General features: G+C 71.1%; 19 protein-coding genes and 1 tRNA gene. All 20 read right to left on the bottom strand.

The genetic code is table 11. The features are described 5' to 3' along the window. Positions 1-18 precede the first annotated feature (18 nt). The 20 genes from ACGFSC_RS03220 to secE all read right to left on the bottom strand — a co-directional run bounded on the left by ACGFSC_RS03220 (position 19) and on the right by secE (position 23,496). A complete protein-coding gene (locus ACGFSC_RS03220; protein ID WP_359897532.1) occupies positions 19-1,017 on the bottom strand; it encodes an ADP-ribosylglycohydrolase family protein in 999 nt (332 codons plus the stop codon). A 21-nt stretch (positions 1,018-1,038) separates the two neighbouring features. After that, positions 1,039-2,253 carry a cytochrome P450 gene (locus ACGFSC_RS03215; RefSeq protein WP_359897533.1) on the bottom strand — a complete coding sequence of 405 codons (1,215 nt, stop codon included), beginning with the start codon at positions 2,251-2,253 and terminating at the stop codon, positions 1,039-1,041. A 91-nt stretch (positions 2,254-2,344) separates the two neighbouring features. Further along, a complete protein-coding gene (locus tag ACGFSC_RS03210) occupies positions 2,345-3,085 on the bottom strand; it encodes a Sir2 family NAD-dependent protein deacetylase (protein ID WP_359897534.1) in 741 nt (246 codons plus the stop codon). A gap of 91 nt (positions 3,086-3,176) precedes the next feature. Next, positions 3,177-3,812, bottom strand: coding sequence for a hypothetical protein (locus ACGFSC_RS03205; protein ID WP_359897535.1), 636 nt, complete (start codon positions 3,810-3,812; stop codon positions 3,177-3,179). A gap of 116 nt (positions 3,813-3,928) precedes the next feature. Beyond that, positions 3,929-4,609 carry a response regulator transcription factor gene (locus tag ACGFSC_RS03200; RefSeq protein WP_359897536.1) on the bottom strand — a complete coding sequence of 227 codons (681 nt, stop codon included), beginning with the start codon at positions 4,607-4,609 and terminating at the stop codon, positions 3,929-3,931. Further along, complete coding sequence (locus tag ACGFSC_RS03195; RefSeq protein WP_359897537.1) at positions 4,606-5,793, bottom strand: histidine kinase; 1,188 nt, start codon at positions 5,791-5,793, stop codon at positions 4,606-4,608. Before ACGFSC_RS03195 ends, ACGFSC_RS03200 begins: the two co-directional genes overlap by 4 nt. Positions 5,794-5,875: 82 nt before the next feature. Next, the gene (locus ACGFSC_RS03190; RefSeq protein WP_359897538.1) at positions 5,876-6,550 is read right to left on the bottom strand and encodes a DUF4097 family beta strand repeat-containing protein; all 675 of its coding nucleotides are present in this window, start codon (positions 6,548-6,550) and stop codon (positions 5,876-5,878) included. 172 nt (positions 6,551-6,722) lie between these two features. Next, positions 6,723-6,796 (bottom strand) — tRNA-Met (locus tag ACGFSC_RS03185). Between the two features lie 195 nt (positions 6,797-6,991). Beyond that, a complete protein-coding gene (locus tag ACGFSC_RS03180; protein WP_359897539.1) occupies positions 6,992-10,885 on the bottom strand; it encodes a DNA-directed RNA polymerase subunit beta' in 3,894 nt (1,297 codons plus the stop codon). 98 nt (positions 10,886-10,983) lie between these two features. Beyond that, on the bottom strand, positions 10,984-14,460 hold the full coding sequence (rpoB, locus tag ACGFSC_RS03175; protein ID WP_359897540.1) for a DNA-directed RNA polymerase subunit beta: 3,477 nt from the start codon (positions 14,458-14,460) through the stop codon (positions 10,984-10,986). Between the two features lie 710 nt (positions 14,461-15,170). Beyond that, the gene (gene rplL / locus ACGFSC_RS03170; protein WP_359823749.1) at positions 15,171-15,554 is read right to left on the bottom strand and encodes a 50S ribosomal protein L7/L12; all 384 of its coding nucleotides are present in this window, start codon (positions 15,552-15,554) and stop codon (positions 15,171-15,173) included. A 91-nt stretch (positions 15,555-15,645) separates the two neighbouring features. Continuing rightward, the gene (rplJ, locus tag ACGFSC_RS03165; RefSeq protein WP_045693068.1) at positions 15,646-16,209 is read right to left on the bottom strand and encodes a 50S ribosomal protein L10; all 564 of its coding nucleotides are present in this window, start codon (positions 16,207-16,209) and stop codon (positions 15,646-15,648) included. Between the two features lie 371 nt (positions 16,210-16,580). Next, a complete protein-coding gene (locus ACGFSC_RS03160) occupies positions 16,581-17,459 on the bottom strand; it encodes a hypothetical protein (RefSeq protein WP_359897541.1) in 879 nt (292 codons plus the stop codon). 185 nt (positions 17,460-17,644) lie between these two features. Continuing rightward, a complete protein-coding gene (locus ACGFSC_RS03155; protein ID WP_359897542.1) occupies positions 17,645-18,556 on the bottom strand; it encodes a hypothetical protein in 912 nt (303 codons plus the stop codon). An 89-nt stretch (positions 18,557-18,645) separates the two neighbouring features. Beyond that, on the bottom strand, positions 18,646-19,539 hold the full coding sequence (locus tag ACGFSC_RS03150; protein WP_359897543.1) for a hypothetical protein: 894 nt from the start codon (positions 19,537-19,539) through the stop codon (positions 18,646-18,648). A gap of 123 nt (positions 19,540-19,662) precedes the next feature. Beyond that, complete coding sequence (locus ACGFSC_RS03145; RefSeq protein ID WP_359897544.1) at positions 19,663-20,442, bottom strand: hypothetical protein; 780 nt, start codon at positions 20,440-20,442, stop codon at positions 19,663-19,665. Between the two features lie 213 nt (positions 20,443-20,655). After that, positions 20,656-21,378, bottom strand: coding sequence for a 50S ribosomal protein L1 (gene rplA / locus ACGFSC_RS03140; RefSeq protein ID WP_196951777.1), 723 nt, complete (start codon positions 21,376-21,378; stop codon positions 20,656-20,658). Positions 21,379-21,481: 103 nt separating this feature from the next. Beyond that, positions 21,482-21,916 carry a 50S ribosomal protein L11 gene (gene rplK, locus ACGFSC_RS03135; protein WP_359897545.1) on the bottom strand — a complete coding sequence of 145 codons (435 nt, stop codon included), beginning with the start codon at positions 21,914-21,916 and terminating at the stop codon, positions 21,482-21,484. A gap of 165 nt (positions 21,917-22,081) precedes the next feature. After that, complete coding sequence (gene nusG, locus ACGFSC_RS03130) at positions 22,082-22,963, bottom strand: transcription termination/antitermination protein NusG (protein WP_359897546.1); 882 nt, start codon at positions 22,961-22,963, stop codon at positions 22,082-22,084. A 209-nt stretch (positions 22,964-23,172) separates the two neighbouring features. Continuing rightward, complete coding sequence (gene secE / locus ACGFSC_RS03125; RefSeq protein ID WP_359897547.1) at positions 23,173-23,496, bottom strand: preprotein translocase subunit SecE; 324 nt, start codon at positions 23,494-23,496, stop codon at positions 23,173-23,175. Positions 23,497-23,551: the final 55 nt, after the last annotated feature.

Genomic DNA, 23,551 nt, shown 5'->3' with positions numbered 1-23,551 from the left:
CGGCCGGCGTGCCCCGGATCAGTCCCAGAGCGCTCCGAACTCCAGCAGTTCGTCCCGGTGCTCGATCCGCTCCACCCAGTCGGCCGGCCAGGCCGCCTCGCCGTGGTGGGCGCCGGCGAAGGCGCCGGTCAGGCAGGCCAGCGAGTCGGAGTCGCCGCTGGAGCAGGCGGCCCGGCGGACGGCCGCCACCGGGTCGTCGGGCAGCAGCAGGAAGCAGAGCAGGCCGGTGCCGAAGGCCTCCTCGGCGACCCAGCCCTCGCCGGTGGCCAGGCACGGGTCGGCCTCGACGTCGGGGGCGGCGAGCGCCGCGTCCAGCCGGTCGAGCACCTGGAGGCACTCGTCCCAGCCGCGGGCGATGACGGCCTGCGGCGAGGAGCCGTACCAGTGGTCGGAGAGGTCGCCGAGCCAGAACGCGTCGTACTGCTCGCGGCTCGCCAGCGCGTACGCCCGCAGCACCCCGGGCAGTGCGGCGGGCGGGACGCCCTCGGCGAGCTTGCGCACGGCGTACGCGGTGAGGTCACTGGCGGCGAGCGCGGTCGGGTGGCCGTGGGTGAGCGCGGACTGCAGCTGGGCGGCGCCGGAGAGCTGCCGGGCGTCCAGGTCGCGGATCAGCCCGACCGGGGCGACCCGCATGTTGGCGCCGCAGCCCTTGGAGCCGACGTCGCTGGCCTGCTGCCAGCGGTACTCGTCGTGGCTGAGCCGCTGGCAGGCCCGCAGGCAGGTCATGCCGGGGGCGCGGTTGTTCTGCGGGGAGCGCCACCAGTCGACGAACTCCTCGCGGACCGGCCGTTCCAGCCGCAGGGGCGTCAGGGTCCCGCGCGCCAGGGCGGTGCGCAGGCCGCGGGCGAGGGCGAGCGTCATCTGGGTGTCGTCGGTGACCAGCGCCTTCTTCGGCAGCGGGAGCCGCCGCCAGTCCGGATGGTCGGCGGCGATCCGCTCGATGTCCTGGAACTCGGTCGGCCGGCCCATCGCGTCGCCGATCGCCAGCCCCAGCAGTGCCCCCGTCGCCTTGCCCACGGCAGCTCCCCCCTCTTCCCGTCACACCTCGACCAACAGCTCCTTGAGCCCGCGGATCACGTAGCCCGGGTTCCACTCGGGCTCGCGGACCAGCCGCAGGCCCGGGGCCCGGCGCAGCAGCGTGCCGTAGGACTCGGTGAGCTCCAGTCTGGCGAGCGGGGCACCCAGACAGAAGTGGATTCCGGCGCCGAAGGTGATGTGCGGGTTGTCGGTGCGGCCGAGGTCGAGGCGGTCCGGGTCGGCGAAGCGCTCGGGGTCGCGGTTGGCGGAGCCGAAGAGCAGGGCGATCTCGGCGCCGCGCGGGATGGTGACGCCGCGGACCTCGATGTCCTCCAGCACCCAGCGCTCGAACATCTGCAGCGGGGTGTCCCAGCGCATCAGCTCCTCGATCGCGGTGGGCAGCAGTGCGTCCACCGAGCCGCGCAGCCGGGCGAGCTCCCCGGGGTTGCGGAACAGCGCCCACCAGCCGTTGCCGGTGGTGTTGACGGTCGCCTCGTGGCCGGCGTTGAGCAGCAGCACGCAGGTGGAGATCATCTCCTGCTCGCTGAGCGCGTCGGAGCCCTCCTGGGCCTGGATGAGCGCGCTGATCAGGTCCGTCCCGGGGTTGCCCCGGCGTTCGCGGATCAGGGTGCGCAGGTAGTCGGAGAACTCGATGCTCGCGGTGACGGCCCGGCGGGCGGTCTCCTCGGTGGGGTTGAGCTCGAACATCCCGGTGATGTCGGCGGACCAGGGCCGCAGCAGGTGGCGGTCGCCCTCCGGCACGCCGAGCATCTCGGCGATCACGGCGACCGGCAGCGGCTCGGCGACGGCGGAGATCAGGTCGCCGCCGCCGGCCGCGAGCAGCCCGTCGACCAGTTCGCCGGCCAGCCGCCGCACGGTGGGGCGCAGGCCCTCGACCATGCGCGGGGTGAAGGCCTTGGAGACCAGCCGGCGCAGCCGGGTGTGGTCGGGCGCCTCCAGGTCGAGCAGCCCGTGGTCGTTGAGGGTGTGGAAGGGCTCGTGCGCCGGGTCGGGCTCGGGGCGGCCGAACTCCTGGTGGCTGAAGCGGTGGGTGTAGGTGCGGCCGAGCCGCCGGTCGCGCAGCAGGGCGCTGACGTCCTCGTGGCGCGAGACGAGCCACTGGTTCGTGGGCTCGAAGTACGTCACCGGCGCGTGCTCGCGCAGTTCGGCGTACGCGTCGTACGGGTGGGCCACGAAGGCCGCCGACCAGGGGTCGAACTTCGCCGTCGTCGTCATCGGTCGATCACTCCAGGCCAGGAGGGGGGAAGCCGGAAAGATCATCGTACGCACGCGGTACATCCGGGAACATGACCCTTCCGGCGCCCGCTCAGGCCCGCTCCAGGACAAGTCGGCGCACCAGCTTCGGCAGCGCCTGCGAGATCGGCTCCCGGATCACCTCGGCCGCGGCCTCGTCGTAGGGCGTCGGCTCGCCGTTCACGATGATCAGCTTCGCCCCGGTCCGCACCGCGTTGTACGGCAGCCCCGCCACCGGGAACACCTGGAGGCTGGTGCCGACCGCGATGAAGACGTCGCAGGCCCGGGCGACCGAGTCGGCCTGCCCGAGCACCTCCGGGTCCAGGTTCTCGCCGAACATCACGATGCGCGGCTTGAGGATCCCCCCGCACTCCCGGCACGCCGGGTCCGGCTCGCCCGCCCCGACCCGCTCCAGCGCGTCCGCCATCGAACCGACCACCCGGCAGCGCAGGCACTGCGTCTCCCGCACGTTGCCGTGCAGTTCGAGCACCTTGCGGGCGGTCAGCCCGGACCTCTGGTGCAGCCCGTCGATGTTCTGGGTGAGCACCCGCAGCGGCAGCCCGGAGCGCTCCAGGTCGACCAGCGCCCGGTGCCCGGCGTTCGGCTCGGCGCCCAGCGCGCCCGTCTCCAGCCGCATCCGCCAGGCCCGCCGCCGGACCTCCGGGTCCTCCAGGTACGGCCCGATGGTGACCAGCTCCTGCGCCGACGGGTCCTTCTGCCACAGCCCCTGCGGGCCGCGGTAGTCGGGGATGCCGGAGTCCGTCGAGATGCCCGCGCCGGTGAGCACGGCGATCAGGGGGCGCTTCGCGTTCATACCCCGGACCGTACGGCCCGCGGCCCACGACCGGCCACCGAAAAACCCGGGGGCGCCGGGCCGGGGCCCGCTTCGGGCCAGGACGCGCGTTTCAGGCCAGGGCGGCGCGCGGCGCGGCGGCCGGGCGGGCCAGCGGGGCGAGCGCGAGCAGGTAGCAGGCGGCGGCGAGCGGGACGAGGGCCAGGTCGACGCCCGAGGCCAGGGTGCCGAGCAGCGCCAGCACCGGGCTCCACCAGCGCAGCACCCGGGAGCGGCCCGCCGCGGCGGCGGTCAGCAGCGCCAGCAGGCCGACGTAGAAGAGCAGCGGGCCGACCTGGTAGACGACCGGCAGCACGCCCGGGACGTCCTGGACCCGGTCGAACAGCCGCGACTGCTCGGCCTTGTCCGCCGCCGCCAGCCCCACCACCAGGTCGATGCCGATCTGCGCCAGCGAGCAGAGCAGCCCCGCGAAGGCCGTCCCCAGCGCCGCCCCGGCCGCGGTCCGCCCGGCCGTGCCGCGCGGGGCGAGCCGCCGGTGCAGGGCGAGGAGGACGGGAGCGAACAGCAGCAGCCCGGCGAGCATCGCGGTGTGCCCCGCCGTCCAGCCGGGGCCGGGCGCCCGGGAGCCCGGCACCAGGCGGATGCCGCCGTAGAGGGCCATCAGGGCGGGGGCGCCGACGACGGCGTACGGCGTGAGGCCGCTGAGGCGGGTGGGGCGGGTGTTCCGGGCATCCAGGGCGGTGTTCATCCGATGGTCTCCAGCGGTGTGGTCCGTTCCGACACCGCAGAGCCTCCCGGCCGGGGCCCTCGTCCCGGATCCCCCGCACCGGCGAACCGGCCGCCTCCCCCGCACGGGGGAGCCCGTCAGGACTCCCCCGCCACCACCGCCCCCGCCTCGTACGCGAACACCACCGCGTGCACCCGGTCCCGCAGCCCGAGCTTGCTCAGCACATTGCTGACGTGCGTCTTCACCGTGTGCTCGCTGACCACCAGCTCGGCCGCGATCTCGGCGTTGGACAGCCCGCGCGCGATCAGCCGCAGCGTCTCCCGCTCGCGCAGGGTCAGCTGCTCCAGCAGCCGCGACGGCGGTCGCACCGCCCGCTCCGGCGCCCCCGGCCGACGGGCCGCGAACTCGCCGATCAGCCGCCTGGTCACCGACGGCGCGAGCAGCGCCTCCCCCGAGGCGACCATCCGCACCCCGTGCGCCAGGTCGTCCCGCCGGACGTCCTTGAGCAGGAAGCCGCTGGCACCCGCGTACAGCGCGTCGAAGACGTAGTCGTCGATGTCGAAGGTGGTCAGCATGATCACCTTGGTCGACGGGAACTCGGCGCACACCCGGCGGGCCGCCTCCAGCCCGTCCATCACCGGCATCCGGACGTCCAGCAGCAGCACGTCCGGGCCGTGCGCGCGCACCGCCTCGATCGCCTCGGCACCGTTGCACGCCTCGGCCACCACCTCGATGTCCGGCTGCGCGTCCAGGATCATCCCGAACCCGGCCCGCACCAGCTCCTGGTCGTCCGCGACGACCACCCGGATCGGCGTCATTCGTCCACCCTCTCCACCACCCCGCCGGTGCCCAGCGGCAGCCGGGCCCTCACCAGGAAACCCCTGCCCTCCGGCCCCGGCCCGGCCTCGGCCAGCCCGCCGCAGGCCGCCGCCCGCTCCCGGATGCCGACCAGCCCGCGGCCGCCGGACCAGCCGACCACCGCACGGCCGGCCGCGGCCGGCACCCCGCGTCCGTTGTCCGAGACCACCACCTCCAGCACCTCCCCGGCCCGCCGCACCCGGACCGCGACCCGGTCCGCCCCAGCGTGCTTGACCGTGTTGGTCAGCGCCTCCTGCACGATCCGGTACGCCGCCGTCTCCACGTCGGCCGGCAGCGGACCCTCCTGCCCGGGAAGTTCGAGATCCACCCGCGGCCCCGCCGCGCGCACCCGGTCGGCCACCGCGGCGAGTTCGGCCAGCCGGGGCTGCGGCGCCAGCTGCCGGCCCGCCTCCGGATCCTTCAGCACCCCCAGCACGCGCCGCAGCTGGACCATCGCGTCCCGGCCCGCGTCGGCGATGGTGTCGAACGCGCGGACGGCCCGGTCCGGATCGCTGCGCACCACCACCGGCCCGGCCTCGGCCTGGATCACCATCAGCGAGACGGCGTGGGCCAGGATGTCGTGCATCTCCCGGGCGATCCGGGCCCGCTCCTCCGCCACCGCCCGGGCCGCGTCGCTCGCCGCCCGTTCGCCGGCGTCCCGGGCCCGCTCCGCCTGCACCCGGGCCAGCTGCCGCTGGGCGCGCACCAGCGAGCCGAACACGAAGGTGCCGACGGAGGTGACCAGGCTGAACAGCGCGCCGTTCGGCGAGTGGGTGCCCAGCACGTTGCCGGCCACCACCACCGCCAGCACGCTCCACCGCACCCGCTCCGAGGACCGTTCCGCCACCGTGTAGAGGGCGACCACCCCGGAGAGCGGCACCTGGGGGTTGGCCGAGTGCGCCACCACCGAGATCACCAGCGACGGCGCCGTCGCCAGCGCCAGCACCGTCAGCGGCCTCAGGCGCCGCCAGGGCAGCGGCAGCGCGGTCGCCACCGCGAGCAGGTGGATCCACCACGGGCGCACCGTGGTGTCCTGGGACACCGCCCAGAGCGCGACCCCGGCCGCCGCCACCGCCAGCAGCGAGTCCGGCAGGTACGGGCCGAACCCGTCCACCCGGCCGCGCAGGCGCACCGCACGCTCCACCCCGGTCCCTCCCCCGTAGCCGGGGACGCCGCCCCCGCGCAGGAGATCATGCCCTACCGGCAGCGCCTGCGGAACGCCCAGGTCAGCCACCGCTGACCGTCACTCCGCCGGTCTCCGCCCGGGCGCTGATGCTGCGCGCCGCGCCCGGCTGCGAGGGGATGCCCAGGTCCACCGCGCCGGCCGAGGCCCGGGCGTCCACCGCGTACGCCTCCCCGGCCGGCACCCGCAGCCGCACCCCGCCGTTGGTGGTGCTCGCCTCGACCTTCGACGGCGCCGCGGCGAAGTCGGCCCGCACCCCGCCGTTCACCGTGGTCAGCCGCACCCGCGGGGCCCGCAGCCCGTCGGCCTCGACCCCGCCGTTGGTCACCTCGGCGTCCACCTCGCCGGCCAGCCCGGACAGCTTGACGCCGCCGTTGCCCTCCTTCACCCGCACCCTGGTCCCGGCGGGCACCTGCACGGTGTACCCGATCCCGCAGGAGCCGCAGTCGTACGTCAGCCTCAGCACGCCGTCCGTCACCTCGTGGGTGCTCTTCGGCGCGTCCCCCCGGTAGTCCTGCTTCTCGACCACGTGCACGGCGTCACCGCCCCCGTGCACCACCACCCCGCCGTCGGCCCCCTCCACGACGAGCTCCCGGACCGGCCCCGCCACCCCGTAGCTCACCGTCCGGTGCTCCGCGTCGTCCCCGAACGGCAGGCAGGCCGACATCCCGACCAGCACCCCCGCCGTGATCGCCACCGCGCCCAGCACCCGCTTCATCCCCGGCTCCTTCGAAAGCCCGTCGACCGACACCGGGAACCCTCCCTCGGCGGCCGCCCCGACCGCCTCCCCCGCCGGAGCGGTTCCCGCCCCTCCCCCGTGCGACGGAGCCGGCCGGCCCCGGGAATGCCGAAGGGCCCGGAGGCTTGATGCCTCCGGGCCCTTCTATTTGTAGCGGGGACAGGATTTGAACCTGCGACCTCTGGGTTATGAGCCCAGCGAGCTACCGAGCTGCTCCACCCCGCGTCGGTAAACATGACTCTACGCGACTTCGGCCGAATGACCTAATCGGCTTCCGTCCGCGCCCCGAGCGGCCCCGCCGGCCGGGCCCCCCACGCCCCCGGCAGCCCCCGGCAGCCCCCGGCGGCCCCTGGAGCCCCCGGGAACGCCGCAGGGCGGCCACCCCGTGGGGTGACCGCCCTGCGATCGGTGCTGCGCGACTCAGCCGGTGTACGGGCCGTAGTCGTAGTCGTCCAGCGGAACCGCCTGGCCGGAGCCGGCGCCGAAGGGCGACAGGTCGTAGTCGTCGTAGCCGACGGCCGAGTACATCGCGGCCTTGGCCTCCTCGGTCGGCTCGACCCGGATGTTGCGGTAACGGGGCAGGCCCGTACCGGCCGGGATGAGCTTACCGAGGATGACGTTCTCCTTGAGGCCCAGCAGCGGGTCCGACTTGGCGTGGATCGCCGCGTCGGTGAGGACCCGGGTCGTCTCCTGGAAGGAGGCGGCCGACAGCCAGGACTCGGTGGCCAGCGAGGCCTTGGTGATACCCATCAGCTGCGGACGGCCGGAGGCGGGGTGACCGCCCTCGGCGACGACGCGGCGGTTCTCCTGCTCGAAGCGGCCGCGCTCGACCAGCTCGCCGGGCAGCAGCTCGGCGTCGCCCGACTCGATGATCGTCACGCGGCGGAGCATCTGCCGGATGATGATCTCGATGTGCTTGTCGTGGATCGACACACCCTGCGAGTTGTAGACCTTCTGGACCTCGGCGACCAGGTGGACCTGGACGGCACGCTGGCCCATGATGCGCAGGACGTCGTGCGGGTTGGTGGCACCCATGGTCAGCTTCTGGCCGACCTCGACCGCCTCGCCCTCGCTGACGAGCAGCTTCACACGCTTCGAGACCGGGTAGGCGATCTCGTCGGTGCCGTCGTCCGGCGTGACGACCAGCTTGCGGGTCTTCTCGGTGTCCTCGATGCGGACCCGGCCCTGCGCCTCCGAGATCGGAGCCACACCCTTCGGGGTACGAGCCTCGAAGAGCTCGACGACACGCGGCAGACCCTGGGTGATGTCGTCACCGGCCACACCACCGGTGTGGAAGGTACGCATGGTCAGCTGGGTACCGGGCTCACCGATGGACTGGGCGGCGATGATGCCGACCGCCTCACCGATGTCGACCAGCTTGCCGGTGGCCAGCGAGCGCCCGTAGCACATGGCACAGGTGCCGACGGCCGACTCACAGGTCAGGATCGAGCGGGTCTTGACCTCGCCGATGCCGTGGCGGATCAGCTCGTCGATCAGGACGTCGCCGAGGTCGGTGTTGGCGGTGGCAAGGAGCTTGCCGTCCACCGTGATGTCCTCGGCGAGCATGCGGGCGTAGACGCTGGTCTCGACGTCGTCGGCCTTGCGCAGCACGCCGTCCGCACCCACGGAGCCGATCGCCAGCTTCAGGCCGCGCTCGGTGCCGCAGTCCTCCTCGCGAATGATGACGTCCTGGGAGACGTCGACCAGACGACGGGTGAGGTAACCGGAGTCGGCGGTACGGAGGGCGGTGTCGGCCAGACCCTTACGGGCACCGTGGGTGGAGATGAAGTACTCCAGCACGGACAGACCCTCACGGAACGACGCCTTGATGGGTCGCGGGATGGTCTCGTTCTTGGCGTTCGACACCAGACCACGCATACCGGCGATCTGGCGCATCTGCATCATGTTTCCACGAGCACCCGAGTCGACCATCATGAAGATGGGGTTCGTCTTCGGGAAGTTCTCGTTCATGGCCTCGGCGACCTCGTTGGTCGCCTGGGTCCAGATGCCGATGAGCTCCTGCTTGCGCTCGTCGTTGGTGATCAGGCCGCGCTCGTACTGACGCTGGACCTTCTCCGCCTTCGCCTCGTAGCCCTCGAGGATCTGGGGCTTGTTCGGCGGGACGACGACGTCGGAGATCGAGACGGTGACACCCGAGCGGGTCGACCAGTGGAAGCCGGACGCCTTCAGGTTGTCCAGGGTCGCCGCGACGACGACCTTGGGGTAGCGCTCCGCCAGGTCGTTGACGATCGCGGAGAGCTGCTTCTTGCCCACCTCGTAGTCGACGAACGGGTAGTCCTCGGGCAGCAGCTCGTTGAAGAGCGCGCGGCCCAGGGTGGTGGTCAGGCGGAAGGGCTCGCCGTCGAACCAGCTCGACTGGCCGTCCTCGTCCACCGGGGCGGTCCAGCCGCGCGGCGGGACGGTGCCGGCCGGCAGGCGCAGCTCGATCGGGGCCTGGACGTCCAGGTCGCGGGCGTCGAAGGCCATGATCGCCTCGGCGGTCGACGAGAAGGTGCGGCCGGCGCCCTTCACGTTCTCGCGGTCCGAGGTCAGGAAGAACAGACCGAGCACCATGTCCTGGGTCGGCATGGTGACGGGGCGACCGTCGGCCGGCTTCAGGATGTTGTTCGAGGACAGCATCAGGATGCGGGCCTCGGCCTGCGCCTCCGCGGAGAGCGGCAGGTGGACGGCCATCTGGTCACCGTCGAAGTCCGCGTTGAACGCGGTGCAGACGAGCGGGTGGATCTGGATGGCCTTGCCCTCGACCAGCTGCGGCTCGAAGGCCTGGATGCCGAGGCGGTGCAGGGTGGGCGCACGGTTCAGCAGGACCGGGTGCTCGGCGATGACCTCTTCGAGCACGTCCCACACGACCGGGCGGGCACGCTCGACCATGCGCTTGGCCGACTTGATGTTCTGCGCGTGGTTCAGGTCGACCAGGCGCTTCATCACGAACGGCTTGAAGAGCTCCAGCGCCATGGCCTTCGGCAGACCGCACTGGTGCAGCTTGAGCTGCGGGCCGACGACGATGACCGAACGGGCCGAGTAGTCGACTCGCTTGCCGAGCAGGTTCTGACGGAAACGACCCTGCTTGCCCTTCAGCATGTCGCTGAGGGACTTCAGCGGGCGGTTGCCGGGGCCCGTGACCGGGCGACCACGACGGCCGTTGTCGAACAGCGCGTCGACGGCCTCCTGGAGCATGCGCTTCTCGTTGTTCACGATGATCTCGGGGGCACCGAGGTCGAGAAGGCGCTTCAGGCGGTTGTTGCGGTTGATCACGCGGCGGTACAGGTCGTTCAGGTCGGAGGTCGCGAAGCGGCCACCGTCCAGCTGCACCATCGGACGCAGGTCCGGCGGGATGACCGGGACGCAGTCCAGCACCATGCCGTTGGGCTTGTTGGTGGTCTGCAGGAAGGCGGAGACGACCTTGAGGCGCTTGAGCGCACGGGTCTTCTTCTGGCCCTTGCCGGTGCGGATGATCTCGCGCAGGCGCTCGGACTCCTCCGCCAGGTCGAAGGTCTCCAGGCGGTCCTTGAGGGCCGCCGCGCCCATCGAGCCGGAGAAGTAGGTGCCGAAGCGGTCGCGCAGCTCGCGGTAGAGCAGCTCGTCGCCCTCGAGGTCCTGGACCTTGAGGTTCTTGAAGCGGGCCCACACCTCGTCGAGGCGGTCGAGCTCGCGCTGCGCGCGGTCGCGCAGCTGCTTCATCTCGCGCTCGGCGCCCTCGCGCACCTTGCGGCGCACGTCGGCCTTGGCGCCCTCGGCCTCCAGCTCGGCCAGGTCGGTCTCGGCCTTCTTGGCGCGGGCCTCGAGGTCCGAGTCGCGGCGGTTCTCGATCTGCTGGCGCTCGACCGAGACGTGCGCCTCCAGGGACGGGAGGTCGCGCTGGCGGCGCTCGTCGTCGACCCAGGTGATCATGTAGGCGGCGAAGTAGATGACCTTCTCGAGGTCCTTCGGCGCCAGGTCGAGCAGGTAGCCCAGGCGGGACGGCACGCCCTTGAAGTACCAGATGTGGGTGACCGGGGCGGCCAGCTCGATGTGGCCCATCCGCTCGCGGCGCACCTTGGCGCGGGTCACCTCGACGCCGCAGCGCTCGCAGATGATGCCCTTGAAGCGGACGCGCTTGTACTTACCGCAGTAGCACTCCCAGTCCCGGGTGGGGCCGAAGATCTTCTCGCAGAAGAGCCCGTCCTTTTCCGGCTTCAGGGTGCGGTAGTTGATGGTCTCCGGCTTCTTGACCTCGCCGTGCGACCACTGGCGGATGTCGTCGGCGGTGGCCAGGCCGATGCGGAGCTCGTCGAAGAAGTTGACGTCAAGCACTGGTCGTCAAGCCCTCTTTCGTAAGTCGAGAGTCGTTCATGTGGTCTGAGGGGGGCCTGGGGGCGGGCCGGCCGCTGCTGCGGCCGGCCCGGCCTCCGTCAGACCTCTTCGACGCTGCTCGGCTCGCGCCGGGACAGGTCGATGCCGAGCTCCTCGGCGGCGCGGAACACGTCCTCGTCGGAGTCCCGCATCTCGATGGACTGGCCGTCCGAGGACAGCACCTCCACGTTGAGGCAGAGCGACTGCATTTCCTTGATGAGAACCTTGAAGGACTCGGGAATGCCGGGCTCGGGGATGTTCTCGCCCTTGACGATGGCCTCGTAGACCTTGACTCGGCCGAGGACGTCGTCGGACTTGATGGTGAGGAGCTCCTGGAGCGCGTAGGCCGCGCCGTACGCCTCGAGGGCCCACACCTCCATCTCACCGAAGCGCTGACCACCGAACTGCGCCTTACCACCGAGCGGCTGCTGGGTGATCATCGAGTACGGACCGGTCGAACGGGCGTGCAGCTTGTCGTCGACCAGGTGGTGCAGCTTGAGGATGTACATGTAGCCGACCGAGACCGGCATCGGGAACGGCTCGCCGGAGCGGCCGTCGAACAGTCGGGCCTTGCCGGTGGAGTTCACCAGGCGCTCACCGTCACGGGTGAGGGTGGTGTTGTCCAGCAGGCCGGTGATCTCGTCCTCGCGGGCGCCGTCGAAGACCGGGGTGGCGAGGTTGGTGCCGCCCTCGACGGTGTCGGCGCCGATCGCCTGCAGGCGCTGGGCCCACTCGTCGGCCAGCCCGGAGACGTCCCAGCCCTGCTTGGCGAGCCACCCGAGGTGGATCTCCAGGACCTGTCCCGGGTTCATTCGGGACGGGACACCCAGCGGGTTGAGGATGATGTCGACCGGGGTGCCGTCCTCCAGGAACGGCATGTCCTCGACCGGCAGGATCTTCGAGATGACGCCCTTGTTGCCGTGACGGCCGGCGAGCTTGTCACCGTTGGTGATCTTGCGCTTCTGGGCCACGTAGACGCGGACCAGCTGGTTGACGCCCGGGGGCAGCTCGTCGCCCTCTTCGCGGTCGAAGACGCGGACGCCGATGACCTTGCCGGACTCACCGTGCGGAACCTTCAGCGAGGTGTCGCGGACCTCACGGGCCTTCTCGCCGAAGATCGCGCGGAGCAGGCGCTCCTCCGGGGTCAGCTCGGTCTCGCCCTTGGGCGTGACCTTGCCGACCAGGATGTCGCCGGTGACGACGTCGGCGCCGATGCGGATGATGCCGCGCTCGTCGAGGTCCGCGAGGACCTCCTCGGAGACGTTCGGGATGTCCCGGGTGATCTCCTCGGGGCCGAGCTTGGTGTCACGGGCGTCGACCTCGTGCTCCTCGATGTGGATCGAGGAGAGGACGTCGTCCTGCACGAGGCGCTGCGACAGGATGATCGCGTCCTCGTAGTTGTGGCCCTCCCACGACATGAACGCCACGAGCAGGTTCTTGCCGAGGGCCATCTCGCCCTCGTCGGTGCACGGGCCGTCGGCCAGCACCTGGTTGACCTCGACCCGGGCGCCCTCGTCCACGAGCACCTTCTGGTTGAAGGCGGTGCCCTGGTTCGAGCGGGTGAACTTGGCGGCGCGGTACGTGGTGTACGTGCCGTCGTCGTTGGCCACGGTGACGTAGTCGGCCGAGACCTCCTGGACGACACCGGCCTTCTCGGCGGTGATGACGTCCGCGGCGTCGACGGCGCAGCGGTACTCCATGCCGGTACCGACCAGCGGAGCCTCGCTCTTCAGCAGCGGCACCGCCTGGCGCATCATGTTCGAGCCCATGAGCGCGCGGTTGGCGTCGTCGTGCTCGAGGAACGGGATCATGGCGGTCGCGACCGACACCATCTGGCGCGGCGAGACGTCCATGTAGTCGATCTCGGTGCCCGGGATGTAGTCGATCTCGCCGCCACGGCGGCGGACCAGGACACGCGGCTCGGCGAAGTGCAGGTCCGCGGTCAGCGGCGCGTTCGCCTGGGCGATGACGTAGCGGTCCTCCTCGTCGGCGGTCAGGTAGTCGACCTGCTCCGTGACGACACCCTCGATGACCTTGCGGTACGGGGTCTCGATGAAGCCGAACGCGTTGACCCGGCCGTACGAGGCGAGCGAGCCGATCAGACCGATGTTCGGGCCTTCGGGGGTCTCGATCGGACACATGCGGCCGTAGTGCGAGGGGTGCACGTCACGGACCTCGAAGCCGGCCCGCTCACGGGACAGACCACCGGGGCCCAGCGCGGACAGACGACGCTTGTGGGTCAGGCCCGACAGCGGGTTCGTCTGGTCCATGAACTGCGACAGCTGGCTGGTGCCGAAGAACTCCTTGATGGAGGCGACGACCGGCCGGATGTTGATCAGGGTCTGCGGCGTGATCGCCTCGACGTCCTGGGTGGTCATGCGCTCGCGCACGACGCGCTCCATACGGGCGAGACCCGTACGGACCTGGTTCTGGATGAGCTCGCCGACGTTGCGCAGGCGACGGTTGCCGAAGTGGTCGATGTCGTCGACCTCGACCACGATGTCGCGGCCTTCGTCGTCACGCCACTCGGTCTCGCCCGCGTGCAGCTTCACCAGGTACTTGATCGCACCGATGATGTCGGGCTCGGTGAGCACGCCGGAGTCCAGCGACTCGGCGTTGCCCAGCTTGCGGTTGACCTTGTAACGGCCGACCTTCGCGAGGTCGTAGCGCTTCGGGTTGAAGTACAGGTTCTCCAGAAGCGTCTGCGCGGCCTCGCGCGTGGGCGGCTCGCCCGGACGCAGCTTGCGGTAGATGTCCAGCAGCGCGTCGTCCTGGCCCTGGGTGTGGTCCTTCTCCAGGGTGGCGCGCATCGACTCGTACTCGCCGAACTCCTCGAGAATCATCTCGTTGGTCCAGCCGAGCGCCTTGAGCAGCACGGTGACGGACTGCTTGCGCTTGCGGTCGATGCGGACGCCGACCATGTCGCGCTTGTCGATCTCCATCTCCAGCCAGGCACCACGCGAGGGGATGACCTTGCAGGAGTAGATGTCCTTGTCGGACACCTTGTCCAGGGTGGAGTCGAAGTACACACCCGGGGAGCGGACGAGCTGCGACACGACGACACGCTCGGTGCCGTTGATCACGAACGTGCCCTTGTGGGTCATGAGCGGGAAGTCGCCCATGAAGACCGTCTGAGACTTGATCTCACCGGTCTCGTTGTTGGTGAACTCGGCCGTGACGAAGAGCGGGGCCGCGAACGTGAAGTCGCGGTCCTTGCACTCGTCAATGGAGTTCTTCGGCGGCTCGAAACGGTGGTCGCGGAAGGTCAGCGACATCGACCCGCTGAAGTCCTCGATCGGGGAGATCTCCTCGAAGATCTCCTCCAGACCGGACTTCGTGGGGACGTCCTGACCACTCTCCAGGGCCGCCTCGACCCGGGACTTCCAGGCCGCGTTGCCGAGCAGCCAGTCAAAGCTCTCGGTCTGCAGGGCCAGGAGGTTCGGGACCTCGAGGGGCTCCTTGATCTTCGCGAACGAGACGCGGAGCGGGGCGGTGGATGCGGCGGAATTGTTCGAGGCGTTGCGCGGCGCGGCCAAGAGGGGGGTCCTTCCGAGGGCTCGGAGCTCACTACGCGCGTACCAGCCGGGCCTGCTTGGGCTTGGTGCCGCCTCCCTCGCCACTGGCCTCCGCCGGGGTCGAAACCCCAGGTCAGAGCCGCTTTGCGGAGGCGGTGCCAGACCCCATCAGGGCAACGCAAACTCCGGGCGACGAGTCACGGAGAAGCTAACAGGCAGCGCAAAGGGACAGTGTAGCCAATGGCGACACTGCTGTCCAGCTCTGATTCGGAGACCGAATCGGAGACTCCTCCCGGTAGCCGGCGGGCGCGGGCGCCCACCGGGTACTGCTCTAACTCACGTGGAGTCATTTCCCGCCGGAGCCACTGGTTATGCATCCAGTGGCGAACCAACCCGGCGGACTCGCGCCTTGAGAATCGCGCGCCGCGCCAGGTTCGTCAAGGGCCCGCCGGCGGCGCGGGCCTCGACCTGTCTATCGATCCGGAGCCCCCCGGCGTTACAGAAGCCGTGGTGGCGCCGCCCTCGACGACGTTGATCACCATACCCCCCGGCACCGACGGTGCCGAGTGGGCCGTCGGCCACGCCGGCGGGCCGTACCGGCCGGTCGGGGGAACGGGGCCGGGGGCGGCCCCGGCGGGGCCCGGGCCCGGCCCGGAAACGCGAAAAAGCCGGGCCGACCACCCGCAAGGGTGATCGGCCCGGCCCTACGCCCCCTCAGAGGGGGCGCGAGATCACTTGACGGTGACCTTGGCGCCGGCGCCCTCGAGGGCAGCCTTGGCCTTCTCGGCAACGTCCTTGGCAACCTTCTCCAGGACCTTGGCACCAGCGGTGTCAACGAGGTCCTTGGCCTCCTTCAGGCCGAGGGAGGTCAGGGTGCGCACCTCCTTGATGACCTGGATCTTCTTGTCGCCAGCGGCCTCGAGGATGACGTCGAACTCGTCCTGCTCCTCAGCGGCCTCGGCGGCCGGGCCGGCAACGCCGGCGGCGGCAACGGCGACCGGCGCGGCGGCGGTGACGTCGAACTTCTCCTCGAAGGCCTTCACGAAGGCGGCCAGCTCGATGAGGGTGAGCTCCTCGAACTGCGCGAGCAGCTCGTCCTGGGACAGCTTCGCCATGATGGCGTCCTTCCACTAAATCGGCAGGTTGGTGCCGGATGTACGGGTGGGGCGGGCGTACGGGCCCGCAGCGAGGCGTGAGCCTGCCGAATTACTCGGCGGCGGCGTCCTCGGCGGCGGGAGCCGGCGTACCGGCACCGCCCTGCTCGACCTTGTCGCGCAGCGCGTCCACAGTGCGGACGAGCTTCGACGGCAGGGCCTGGAAGAGCGCGGCAGCCTGGGACTGCTTGGCCTTCAGGGCACCCGCCAGCTTGGCGAGCAGCACCTCGCGGGACTCGAGGTCCGCGAGCTTCTTGATCTCATCGGCGGACAGCGCCTTACCGTCAAGGACACCGCCCTTGATGATGAGAGCGGGGTTCTCCTTGGCGAAGTCACGCAGAGCCTTCGCCGACTCCACCGGGTCACCGGTGACGAAGGCGACAGCCGTCGGACCGTTGAACAGGTCGTCGAGCTCCGTGATCCCGACCTCATTGGCCGCGATCTTGGTCAGCGTGTTCTTCACCACGGCGTACTCGGCGTTGTCGCCGAGCGAGCGACGCAGGGTCTTGACCTGCTTCACCGAGAGACCGCGGTACTCGGTCAGCAGCGCCGCGGAGGAGCCACGGAACTTGTCCGTGATCTCGGCGACGGCGGCAGCCTTGTCGGGCCTGGCCATAGGCTTACGCCTCCTTCCGTGATGTCGAATTCGGGCCGACCGCGAAAGTCGACCTAGGTCGCCGTGGACCGACCGGACGGAAGGAAAGCCCTTGCAGAAATGCAATGAGCCCCGGTGCGCAGGGGCACGGGGCTCGGAACGACCTCGACGGACCTCCACGCGAACGCGGGACCCGGAAATCGAAGCTCCAGACGCACCTGCGCGGGCTGCCTGCGACGAAGCGCAGATCCTTCGGTCACCTGCTCCCTGACGGGCGCGGCGACAACCAGCGGTCTTTGGCTTCGGCCAGCGTAGCCGGAGCCCTCCGCGAGGTGCAAATCGCCCCCGGACGGAGCAGGCCCGGGCCGTCCCGGAGCATCCCGGGCGCCCGCTCAACGGGCCAGCGGGGAGACCGTCCGGACGCCGGTGTCCGCGGTGTCCGCCTCGGCCGGCGCCTGCGCCGAGAGCAGCGCGCCGGCGAGGTCGGTGTAGAGCACCGAGTCGTCCGCCCGCCCGCTGTCCCCGCTGCCGGTGCGCTGGAGCCGGACCAGCTGGTCCTTGTCGTTGAGCCAGAGGTCCAGGGTGAGGGAGATCGAGCCGCCGGGCGCGAGCGCGGCCCGCAGGCCGTCCCGGCGGGACTGGGTCAGCTGGGTCTGGGCGGCGGCGTACTTCTCGGCGGTGGTGGTGACCCGGTAGTGCTCGACGGTGGAGTCCTCGAACTTCTCCTCGCCGACGAAGACCGGGTCCGTCCCCTCGGCGTTGGCCGCGGTCAGCGCCTCGACCGGGTTCAGCAGGTCGATCAGCCCGGCGTACGGGATCTCCTTGTGGCCGTCCGCGTCCGGCGGGACGGTGAAGCGCTCCCAGTGCCGGCCGCCCTGCCGGGCCGCGGTGGCGGCGTCCCCGCCCTGGTAGGCGACGGTGTCCACGACGATCAGCTGCTCGGCCTCGGCCGGGGTGGAGCGCTTGATCTGGAGCGCGGTCTTGGGCTGCCAGAACAGCGGGCCGGATCCGGCGTCCGAACCGAGCCGGTAGCTGACCTTGGCCCGGCGGGCGGTCTGCATGGCCAGCTGGGCGGAGAGCAGCACCCCGTGCGGCGAGCGGTCGGTGGGCTTGGCCTGCGCGCTCGGGGAGGCGGTGGAGAGCGGGGCGCCGACCGGGCTCGGGCTGCCGGGCGTCGCGGCGGGCGCGCCGCCGTCCCCGCCGCACCCGCTCAGCCCGCTCGCCAGCAGGGCGACGGCGGCCACTGCCGCCAACCGCTGCCGTGCCGCCATCGCCCGTTCCCCTCTCGCCCGGCCCCGTCCCGCGGCGGCCCCGTCCCGGCCACCTTGCCACCCGTCCCCGGTCCGCCCGGTGGCGGCCCCCTCCGCCGGGCGGATCCACCGGGTCGGCCCAGCCGGGCCCGGGGCCGGGGAGGCGGGGACCGGCTTCCGGTGCCCCGCCTCCCCGGCCGCGCGGATCAGCTGCCGGCCGCGGCCTTCTGGAGGTCGGCGAGGTCGATGAAGTCCGCCGGGGTGGAGGCGATCACCGGGGTGCCGTAGTCCGAGTAGCTGACGGTGACGTTCAGCGCGCCGGCCTTGGTCTCGGCCACCTCGCTCCGCTTGACCACGAGCTTGTCGGCGTCGACCCAGACGTCGATCTGGTCGGTGGTGATGCCGGCCGTGTCCAGGTTCTGCTTGATCTTGTCGACCTGCGCCTGGGTCATGCCCTGGCCGGTGGCCTTGACCACGTCGGCCGCGCTGAGCACACCGGAGTAGTGGGTGGTGGCCTTGCCGTTCACCGTCTCCTGGCCGACCTCGGTGACCTTGCCGCTGGCGATCAGCGTCCGGACGCCCTGCACCGGGTCCGCGCTCTGCAGCTGGTCGGTCGTGCCGCCGGACGCCTTGGCCATGTCGGCCTTGCTGTAGCGCACCCACTTCGGGCTGCCGCTCTCCACCAGCTGCCCGCCCAGGCCCATGTACATGGCGTCCTTGGCGTACAGGTAGTGCACCTTCGGCCCGCCGGTCAGCGGCTCCAGGAGCTTGGCCATCGGGGAGCCCGACAGGTCCATCGTGAGGTCGGCCTCCAGGCCGTCGGCCCAGGACACCGCCCCCTGGCCCTTCATGACGACCTCGCCGACCTGGATCACCTCGTCGACCTTCGCCGACTTGGCCGCGCCGGTCTTCTGGGTGACCTGCTCCAGGAAGACCGCCGGGCTGACCTTCTCCGGCTTCGCGGCGGTGGTCGGGGCGGCGGCCGACGGGGTGGCCGAGGTGGCGGCCGTGGTCGGCGCGGCCGGGGCGGCGCTCTTGTCGTTGTTGTTGCACGCGGTCGCGGTCAGCGCCAGGGCGGCGAGGACGACGGCGACGGCGGTCTTGCGGGTTCCAGCCATGATTCCCCCCTTGAGGACCCCCGGGCGCGTGGTGCGCCCGGGGTGGTAGCCGGTTGTTGCGGGTGGGCCCGGTGTCCGGTCCGGCCGGATCAGCCGAGCAGCTTGAGCACGTCGGCCTCGTTGCCGAGGTCGGCGGCGGCCGGCGCCGCGATCGCGGCGGCCTTGCCGAGGTTGGAGTACTTGATCGTGACGGCCTGCTTCTCGCCGTTGGTGTCGCCGTACTCCTTGTACTGGACGAGCTCCTGGTTGGCGTTCAGCCAGAAGTCGATGGTGAGGGTCTTGCCGTCCTCCTCCAGCGTCTTCTGGACGGCCGTGCGCTGGCCCGCCGAGAGCGCCGTCATCCCGGCCACCAGCGCGGCGGTGTCCTGCTCCGCCCGCAGGTGGGTGGTCTGGACGCCGTCCACGGCCTCCTGGCCGATCTTGGAGAGCTTGCCGCTCTGGGCCGCGACGGTGAGCAGGACGACCGGGTTCGTCATCTGGCCGACCGCCCGGAAGCTGTCGCCCGTCGCGTCGGCGGGCATCTTGACCCAGTGCTTGCCGCCGAGGGCCGGCGCGACGTCGTCGCCGCCGCCGAGGTAGGCGTCCGTTCCGAGCACCCGGATCCGGAGCTTCTTGCCCTCGATGTCGCTGGCCAGGTCCACGGCCGCCTTGGCCGGGTCCTTCCAGTCCGCGTCGCCGGTGCCGGCGGGGTCGGTGGGATCGGCCGGGATCATGGTGACCTTGCCGTTGCCGGCCTTCTGCATCACCACGGCGGACGCGGCCAGCGCGGCCTTCGGGTCCGCGGCCAGGGCCGCCGCGAGCGGGTCGGCGCCCTTGGCGTCGGCGCTCTTGGCGTCGGCGCTCTTGGTGTCACCGGGCTTGGCCTCACCGGTCTTGGTGCCGCCCTTGGCGTCGCCGCTCTTGGCGTCACTGCCGCAGGCGGTCGCGGCACCGAGCAGGACGGCCGTCGTCGCGACGGCCGAGGCGAGGCGCAGAGCGCGCATGAAGGTACCCCCGTGAGATCCAGATCCCCATGGAAGAACCGATCGTCAGCTCTTCTCATGTTCTTTTCATGCGGACTCTAACGGATCGTCGATGTCCCCACGCACCGGATATCCGCCTCCCCGTCACCCGCCCGCGGCGGGCGTCGCGTCCGCCGCCCCGGGAGCCGAGACATCGGTCGTCGTCACCGTGGTTCCCGCGTCCCCCCGGACCGTCTCGCGCAGCCGCAGCAGCTGCATGCCGGGCCCGACCCAGATGTCGTAGCCGATCGCCGTCACCCCGTGCTGCCGGTACCAGTCCAGTGTGGCGGCGCGCCGTCGCGGGCTCAACTCGTCGTCCTTGCCGAACAGTTCGGCCACCGGCGCGGAGCCCTGGTAGTGCGCCACGGTCACCCCGGCCAGCTGCTCGCCGCCGAGCGAGGTGAGCTTGACGCCCTGGGCGACCTCGTACGCCCGGCCGCCCGGGCTGGAGATCAGAGCCGTCGTCCAGCCGCCCGCGAAGCCCTCCGGGTCGGGGCCCGCCCCGGGGTCGACCGACTCGGCGGTGCTCCGCTCCGCGTGCCTCGCCGCGCCGTCCTGGTAGACGAGGTCGAGGGCGCCGTCCTTCACGGTCAGCCGGCCGCTGCCGCGTTCGTCGGTGACGGTCAGTCGGGCCTCGTCCGAGGCGCCCCAGACCAGGGAGCCGCTCGCGGTGCGCCGGCCGCCCGGGCCCTCCCGCACCACGTCGATCCGGGCGCTGCCGGCGTCGTCCAGCGCCTGCGCGGCGGTGAGCACCACCTGCTTGGGCGGCACCGGCGCGGGGCCCCCGGGGGTGCCGGTGGTCGGAGCGGCCAGCAGGCTGCACCCGGTGGTGGTGGCGAGCAGCAGGGCCGCTGCGAGAACGGTGGGGCGAGGGGCGGGCGGCACGGCACACTCCGGCGGTCACAGGTGCTCCACGTGGTCTGACCGGCAGAGCGTACGACGGTTCGGCCCGCCGTTCCCATCCGCCCTTGTCCCGGTCCGGCTGCCCGCCCGGCCCTGCGGTCCGCGCCGGCCCCGCACCCGGGAACGACGGCGGGCCCGCACCCCCGGTGAAGGGGGTGCGGGCCCGCCGTACGGACTGCTCTAGAGCGCTGAGGCTCAGACCGCGGCCGGGTCCTCCTCGACGAGGAGGTTGCGGGTGCGGTTCGGGTCCACCTGGATGCCGGGGCCCATGGTGGTCGAGATCGCGGTCTTCTTGATGTAGCGGCCCTTGGCGGCGGACGGCTTGGCGCGGAGCACCTCGTCCAGCGCGGCGGCGTAGTTCTCGACCAGCTGCTCGTCGGTGAAGGAGGCCTTACCGATGATGAAGTGCAGGTTCGAGTGCTTGTCGACGCGGAACTCGATCTTGCCGCCCTTGATCTCGTTGACCGCCTTGGCGACGTCCGGAGTCACGGTGCCGGTCTTCGGGTTCGGCATCAGGCCACGGGGACCGAGCACGCGGCCGAGGCGGCCGACCTTGCCCATGAGGTCCGGGGTGGCGACGACGGCGTCGAAGTCGAGGCGGCCCTTGGCGACCTCGTCGATGAGCTCGTCGGAGCCGACGATGTCGGCACCCGCAGCACGCGCGGCCTCGGCACGCTCGCCGGTCGCGAAGACCAGGACCCGAGCGGTCTTACCGGTGCCGTGCGGGAGGATCACGGTGCTGCGGACCATCTGGTCGGCCTTGCGCGGGTCGACACCCAGACGCATGGCGACCTCGACGGTGCCGTCGAACTTGGTGGTGCTGGTCGCCTTGGCGAGGCGGACGGCCTCGAGGGGGGCGTAAAGGCGCTCGCGGTCGACCTGGGCGTCCGCGGCCTTCAGGGCCTTGCTGCGCTTCATAGCTGCTCCTGAATGGTGAATGGAGGTGTGGTGTCACGGGCCTGCGCGGGCCCTACCACAAGAACCGGCTGAATCAACTTTCCCCTGGCGGGAAGGGAGATTCTCAGCCCTCGACGGTGATGCCCATCGACCGGGCGGTGCCGGCGATGATCTTCTCCGCGGCGTCCAGGTCGTTGGCGTTCAGGTCGGGCATCTTGGTGGTGGCGATCTCACGGACCTGGGCGCTGGTGAGCTTGGCGACCTTGGTCTTGTGCGGCTCGCTGGAGCCCTTGTCCACACCGGCGGCCTTCAGGATGAGGCGCGCGGCCGGCGGCGTCTTCGTGATGAAGGTGAAGGAACGGTCCTCGTAGACCGTGATCTCCACCGGCACGATCATGCCGCGCTGCGACTCGGTCGCAGCGTTGTAGGCCTTGCAGAACTCCATGATGTTGACGCCGTGCTGACCCAGCGCGGGGCCGACCGGCGGCGCCGGGTTGGCCGCACCGGCGTTGATCTGGAGCTTGATAAGCCCCGTGATCTTCTTCTTCTTGGGAGGCATGTCTCTCCGGGTCCTTCCGAGAGGTGATTGCTGGTGCGTGCGGAACCGGGGCGACACCCGGCCGCCAGCACACACATCGGACCAGGCTAACGCGTCGGCGCCGCTGGACCAAAACGGATTCGGGGCAGGGCCCTCGGCCCCGCCCCGAATCCGAAGACCGTGGGACTAGTTCTTCTGGATCTGGTCGAAGGAGAGCTCGACCGGGGTCTCCCGGCCGAAGATCTCGACCAGGCCCTTGACCTTCTTCGAGTCCGGGTTGATCTCGTTGATGGTCGCCTGGAGGGTCGCGAACGGACCGTCGGTGACGGTGACCGAGTCGCCGACCTCGAAGTCCAGCACCTGGATCTCGCTCGGCTTGATCGGCGACGGCTTGCCCGCCTCCTTGGCGGCCTGGCGCTCGACGTCGGGGGCGAGCATCTTGACGACCTCGTCCAGGGTCAGCGGGTACGGGTCGTAGGCGTTGCCGACGAAGCCGGTGACACCCGGGGTGTTGCGCACGACGCCCCAGGACTCCGGGGTGAGGTCCATGCGCACCAGGACGTAGCCGGGGAGCTTGTTCTGGCGGATGGTCTTGCGGTCGCCGTTCTTGATCTGGACGACCTCCTCCTGCGGCACCTCGGCCTGGAAGATGTACTCCTCGACGTTCAGCGAGACGGCGCGCTGCTCCAGGTTCTGCTTCACCCGGTTCTCGTAGCCGGCGTAGGTGTGGATCACGTACCACTCGCCCGGCATGAAGCGCAGGTCCTCGCGGAACTTGGCGACCGGGTCGACCTCGTCGGCCGGCTCCTCCTCGACGGTCTCCTCGGCGGCGAGTTCGGCGTCGAGTTCGGCCTCGCCCTCCACGCGCAGCGCGGCCTCCTCGGCGGGCTCGCCGGCCTCGGCCTCGTCGTACGCCTCGACCTCGTCCTCGTCGCTGTCCGCGGCGTCCACGATCTGCTCGGCGGACTCGACGTCGTCAGCCAGCTCGGTCGCGTCCGGCGCGGCGGCGACATCCGCATCCGCCTCGCGGACGGTCTCGTCGGCGTCGTACAGGGGGGACTCAGACACGGTGGCGGCTTCTTTCCTGGAGATGGTGAAGGTGGCGCGCTCCTCGACCGGTCCGGCGTACGGCCGCTCGCGCGGGCGCCAGGCGAGGTCTCGGAGACTTCAACAGTACCGAGTCCACGGTAACCGCGCGTACGTCCGGCACCGACAGCTCGACCCGGGCCGAGGATTCGGCCCGGGTCGGGAAGCTGTTCGAAAGGTGAGGCGGCCGGTCAGCCGAAGACCAGGAGGCTCAGCTTGGAGAAGCCGTAGTCCAGGCCGGCCACGAAGGCCATCACGACCACGACGAAGGTGACCACGACGGCGGTGTAGCTGGTGAGCTCGCCGCGGGTGGGCCAGACGACCTTGCGCAGCTCGGCGATGATCTGGCGGTAGAACAGACCCATCCTGGCGAACAGGCCCTTCTTGGCCCGCTTGCCGGACTTCTTCTGCTTGCCGGACTTGTTCTCGCCCTCGGCCGTGTTCTCGGCGACGCCATCGGCACCCTCGGGGTTGCCGCTCTCAGGCGTTGCGGTGGAGCCCGTGGTCTCCGTCACTCGTCCTCACCTGAATCCGGGTCCTGCCGAGCTTCGCCGCGCTCCCGGTGGGGCA

The organism is Kitasatospora sp. NPDC048715 (genome assembly GCF_043198905.1).
GTDB classification, from domain to species: Bacteria; Actinomycetota; Actinomycetes; order Streptomycetales; family Streptomycetaceae; genus Kitasatospora; species Kitasatospora lactacystinica.
Note: the sequence above shows the minus strand (reverse complement) of the source record. Positions and strands in the feature narration are given on the sequence as shown.

Coding starts and splice junctions, on each gene's coding strand:
- ACGFSC_RS03215 (WP_359897533.1), bottom strand. CDS start 2,253: ATGACGACGACGGCGAAGTTCGACCCCTGGTCGGCGGCCTTCGTGGCC.
- ACGFSC_RS03210 (WP_359897534.1), bottom strand. CDS start 3,085: ATGAACGCGAAGCGCCCCCTGATCGCCGTGCTCACCGGCGCGGGCATC.
- ACGFSC_RS03205 (WP_359897535.1), bottom strand. CDS start 3,812: ATGAACACCGCCCTGGATGCCCGGAACACCCGCCCCACCCGCCTCAGC.
- ACGFSC_RS03200 (WP_359897536.1), bottom strand. CDS start 4,609: ATGACGCCGATCCGGGTGGTCGTCGCGGACGACCAGGAGCTGGTGCGG.
- ACGFSC_RS03190 (WP_359897538.1), bottom strand. CDS start 6,550: ATGAAGCGGGTGCTGGGCGCGGTGGCGATCACGGCGGGGGTGCTGGTC.
- rplL (WP_359823749.1), bottom strand. CDS start 15,554: ATGGCGAAGCTGTCCCAGGACGAGCTGCTCGCGCAGTTCGAGGAGCTC.
- rplJ (WP_045693068.1), bottom strand. CDS start 16,209: ATGGCCAGGCCCGACAAGGCTGCCGCCGTCGCCGAGATCACGGACAAG.
- ACGFSC_RS03160 (WP_359897541.1), bottom strand. CDS start 17,459: ATGGCGGCACGGCAGCGGTTGGCGGCAGTGGCCGCCGTCGCCCTGCTG.
- ACGFSC_RS03155 (WP_359897542.1), bottom strand. CDS start 18,556: ATGGCTGGAACCCGCAAGACCGCCGTCGCCGTCGTCCTCGCCGCCCTG.
- ACGFSC_RS03150 (WP_359897543.1), bottom strand. CDS start 19,539: ATGCGCGCTCTGCGCCTCGCCTCGGCCGTCGCGACGACGGCCGTCCTG.
- rplA (WP_196951777.1), bottom strand. CDS start 21,378: ATGAAGCGCAGCAAGGCCCTGAAGGCCGCGGACGCCCAGGTCGACCGC.
- rplK (WP_359897545.1), bottom strand. CDS start 21,916: ATGCCTCCCAAGAAGAAGAAGATCACGGGGCTTATCAAGCTCCAGATC.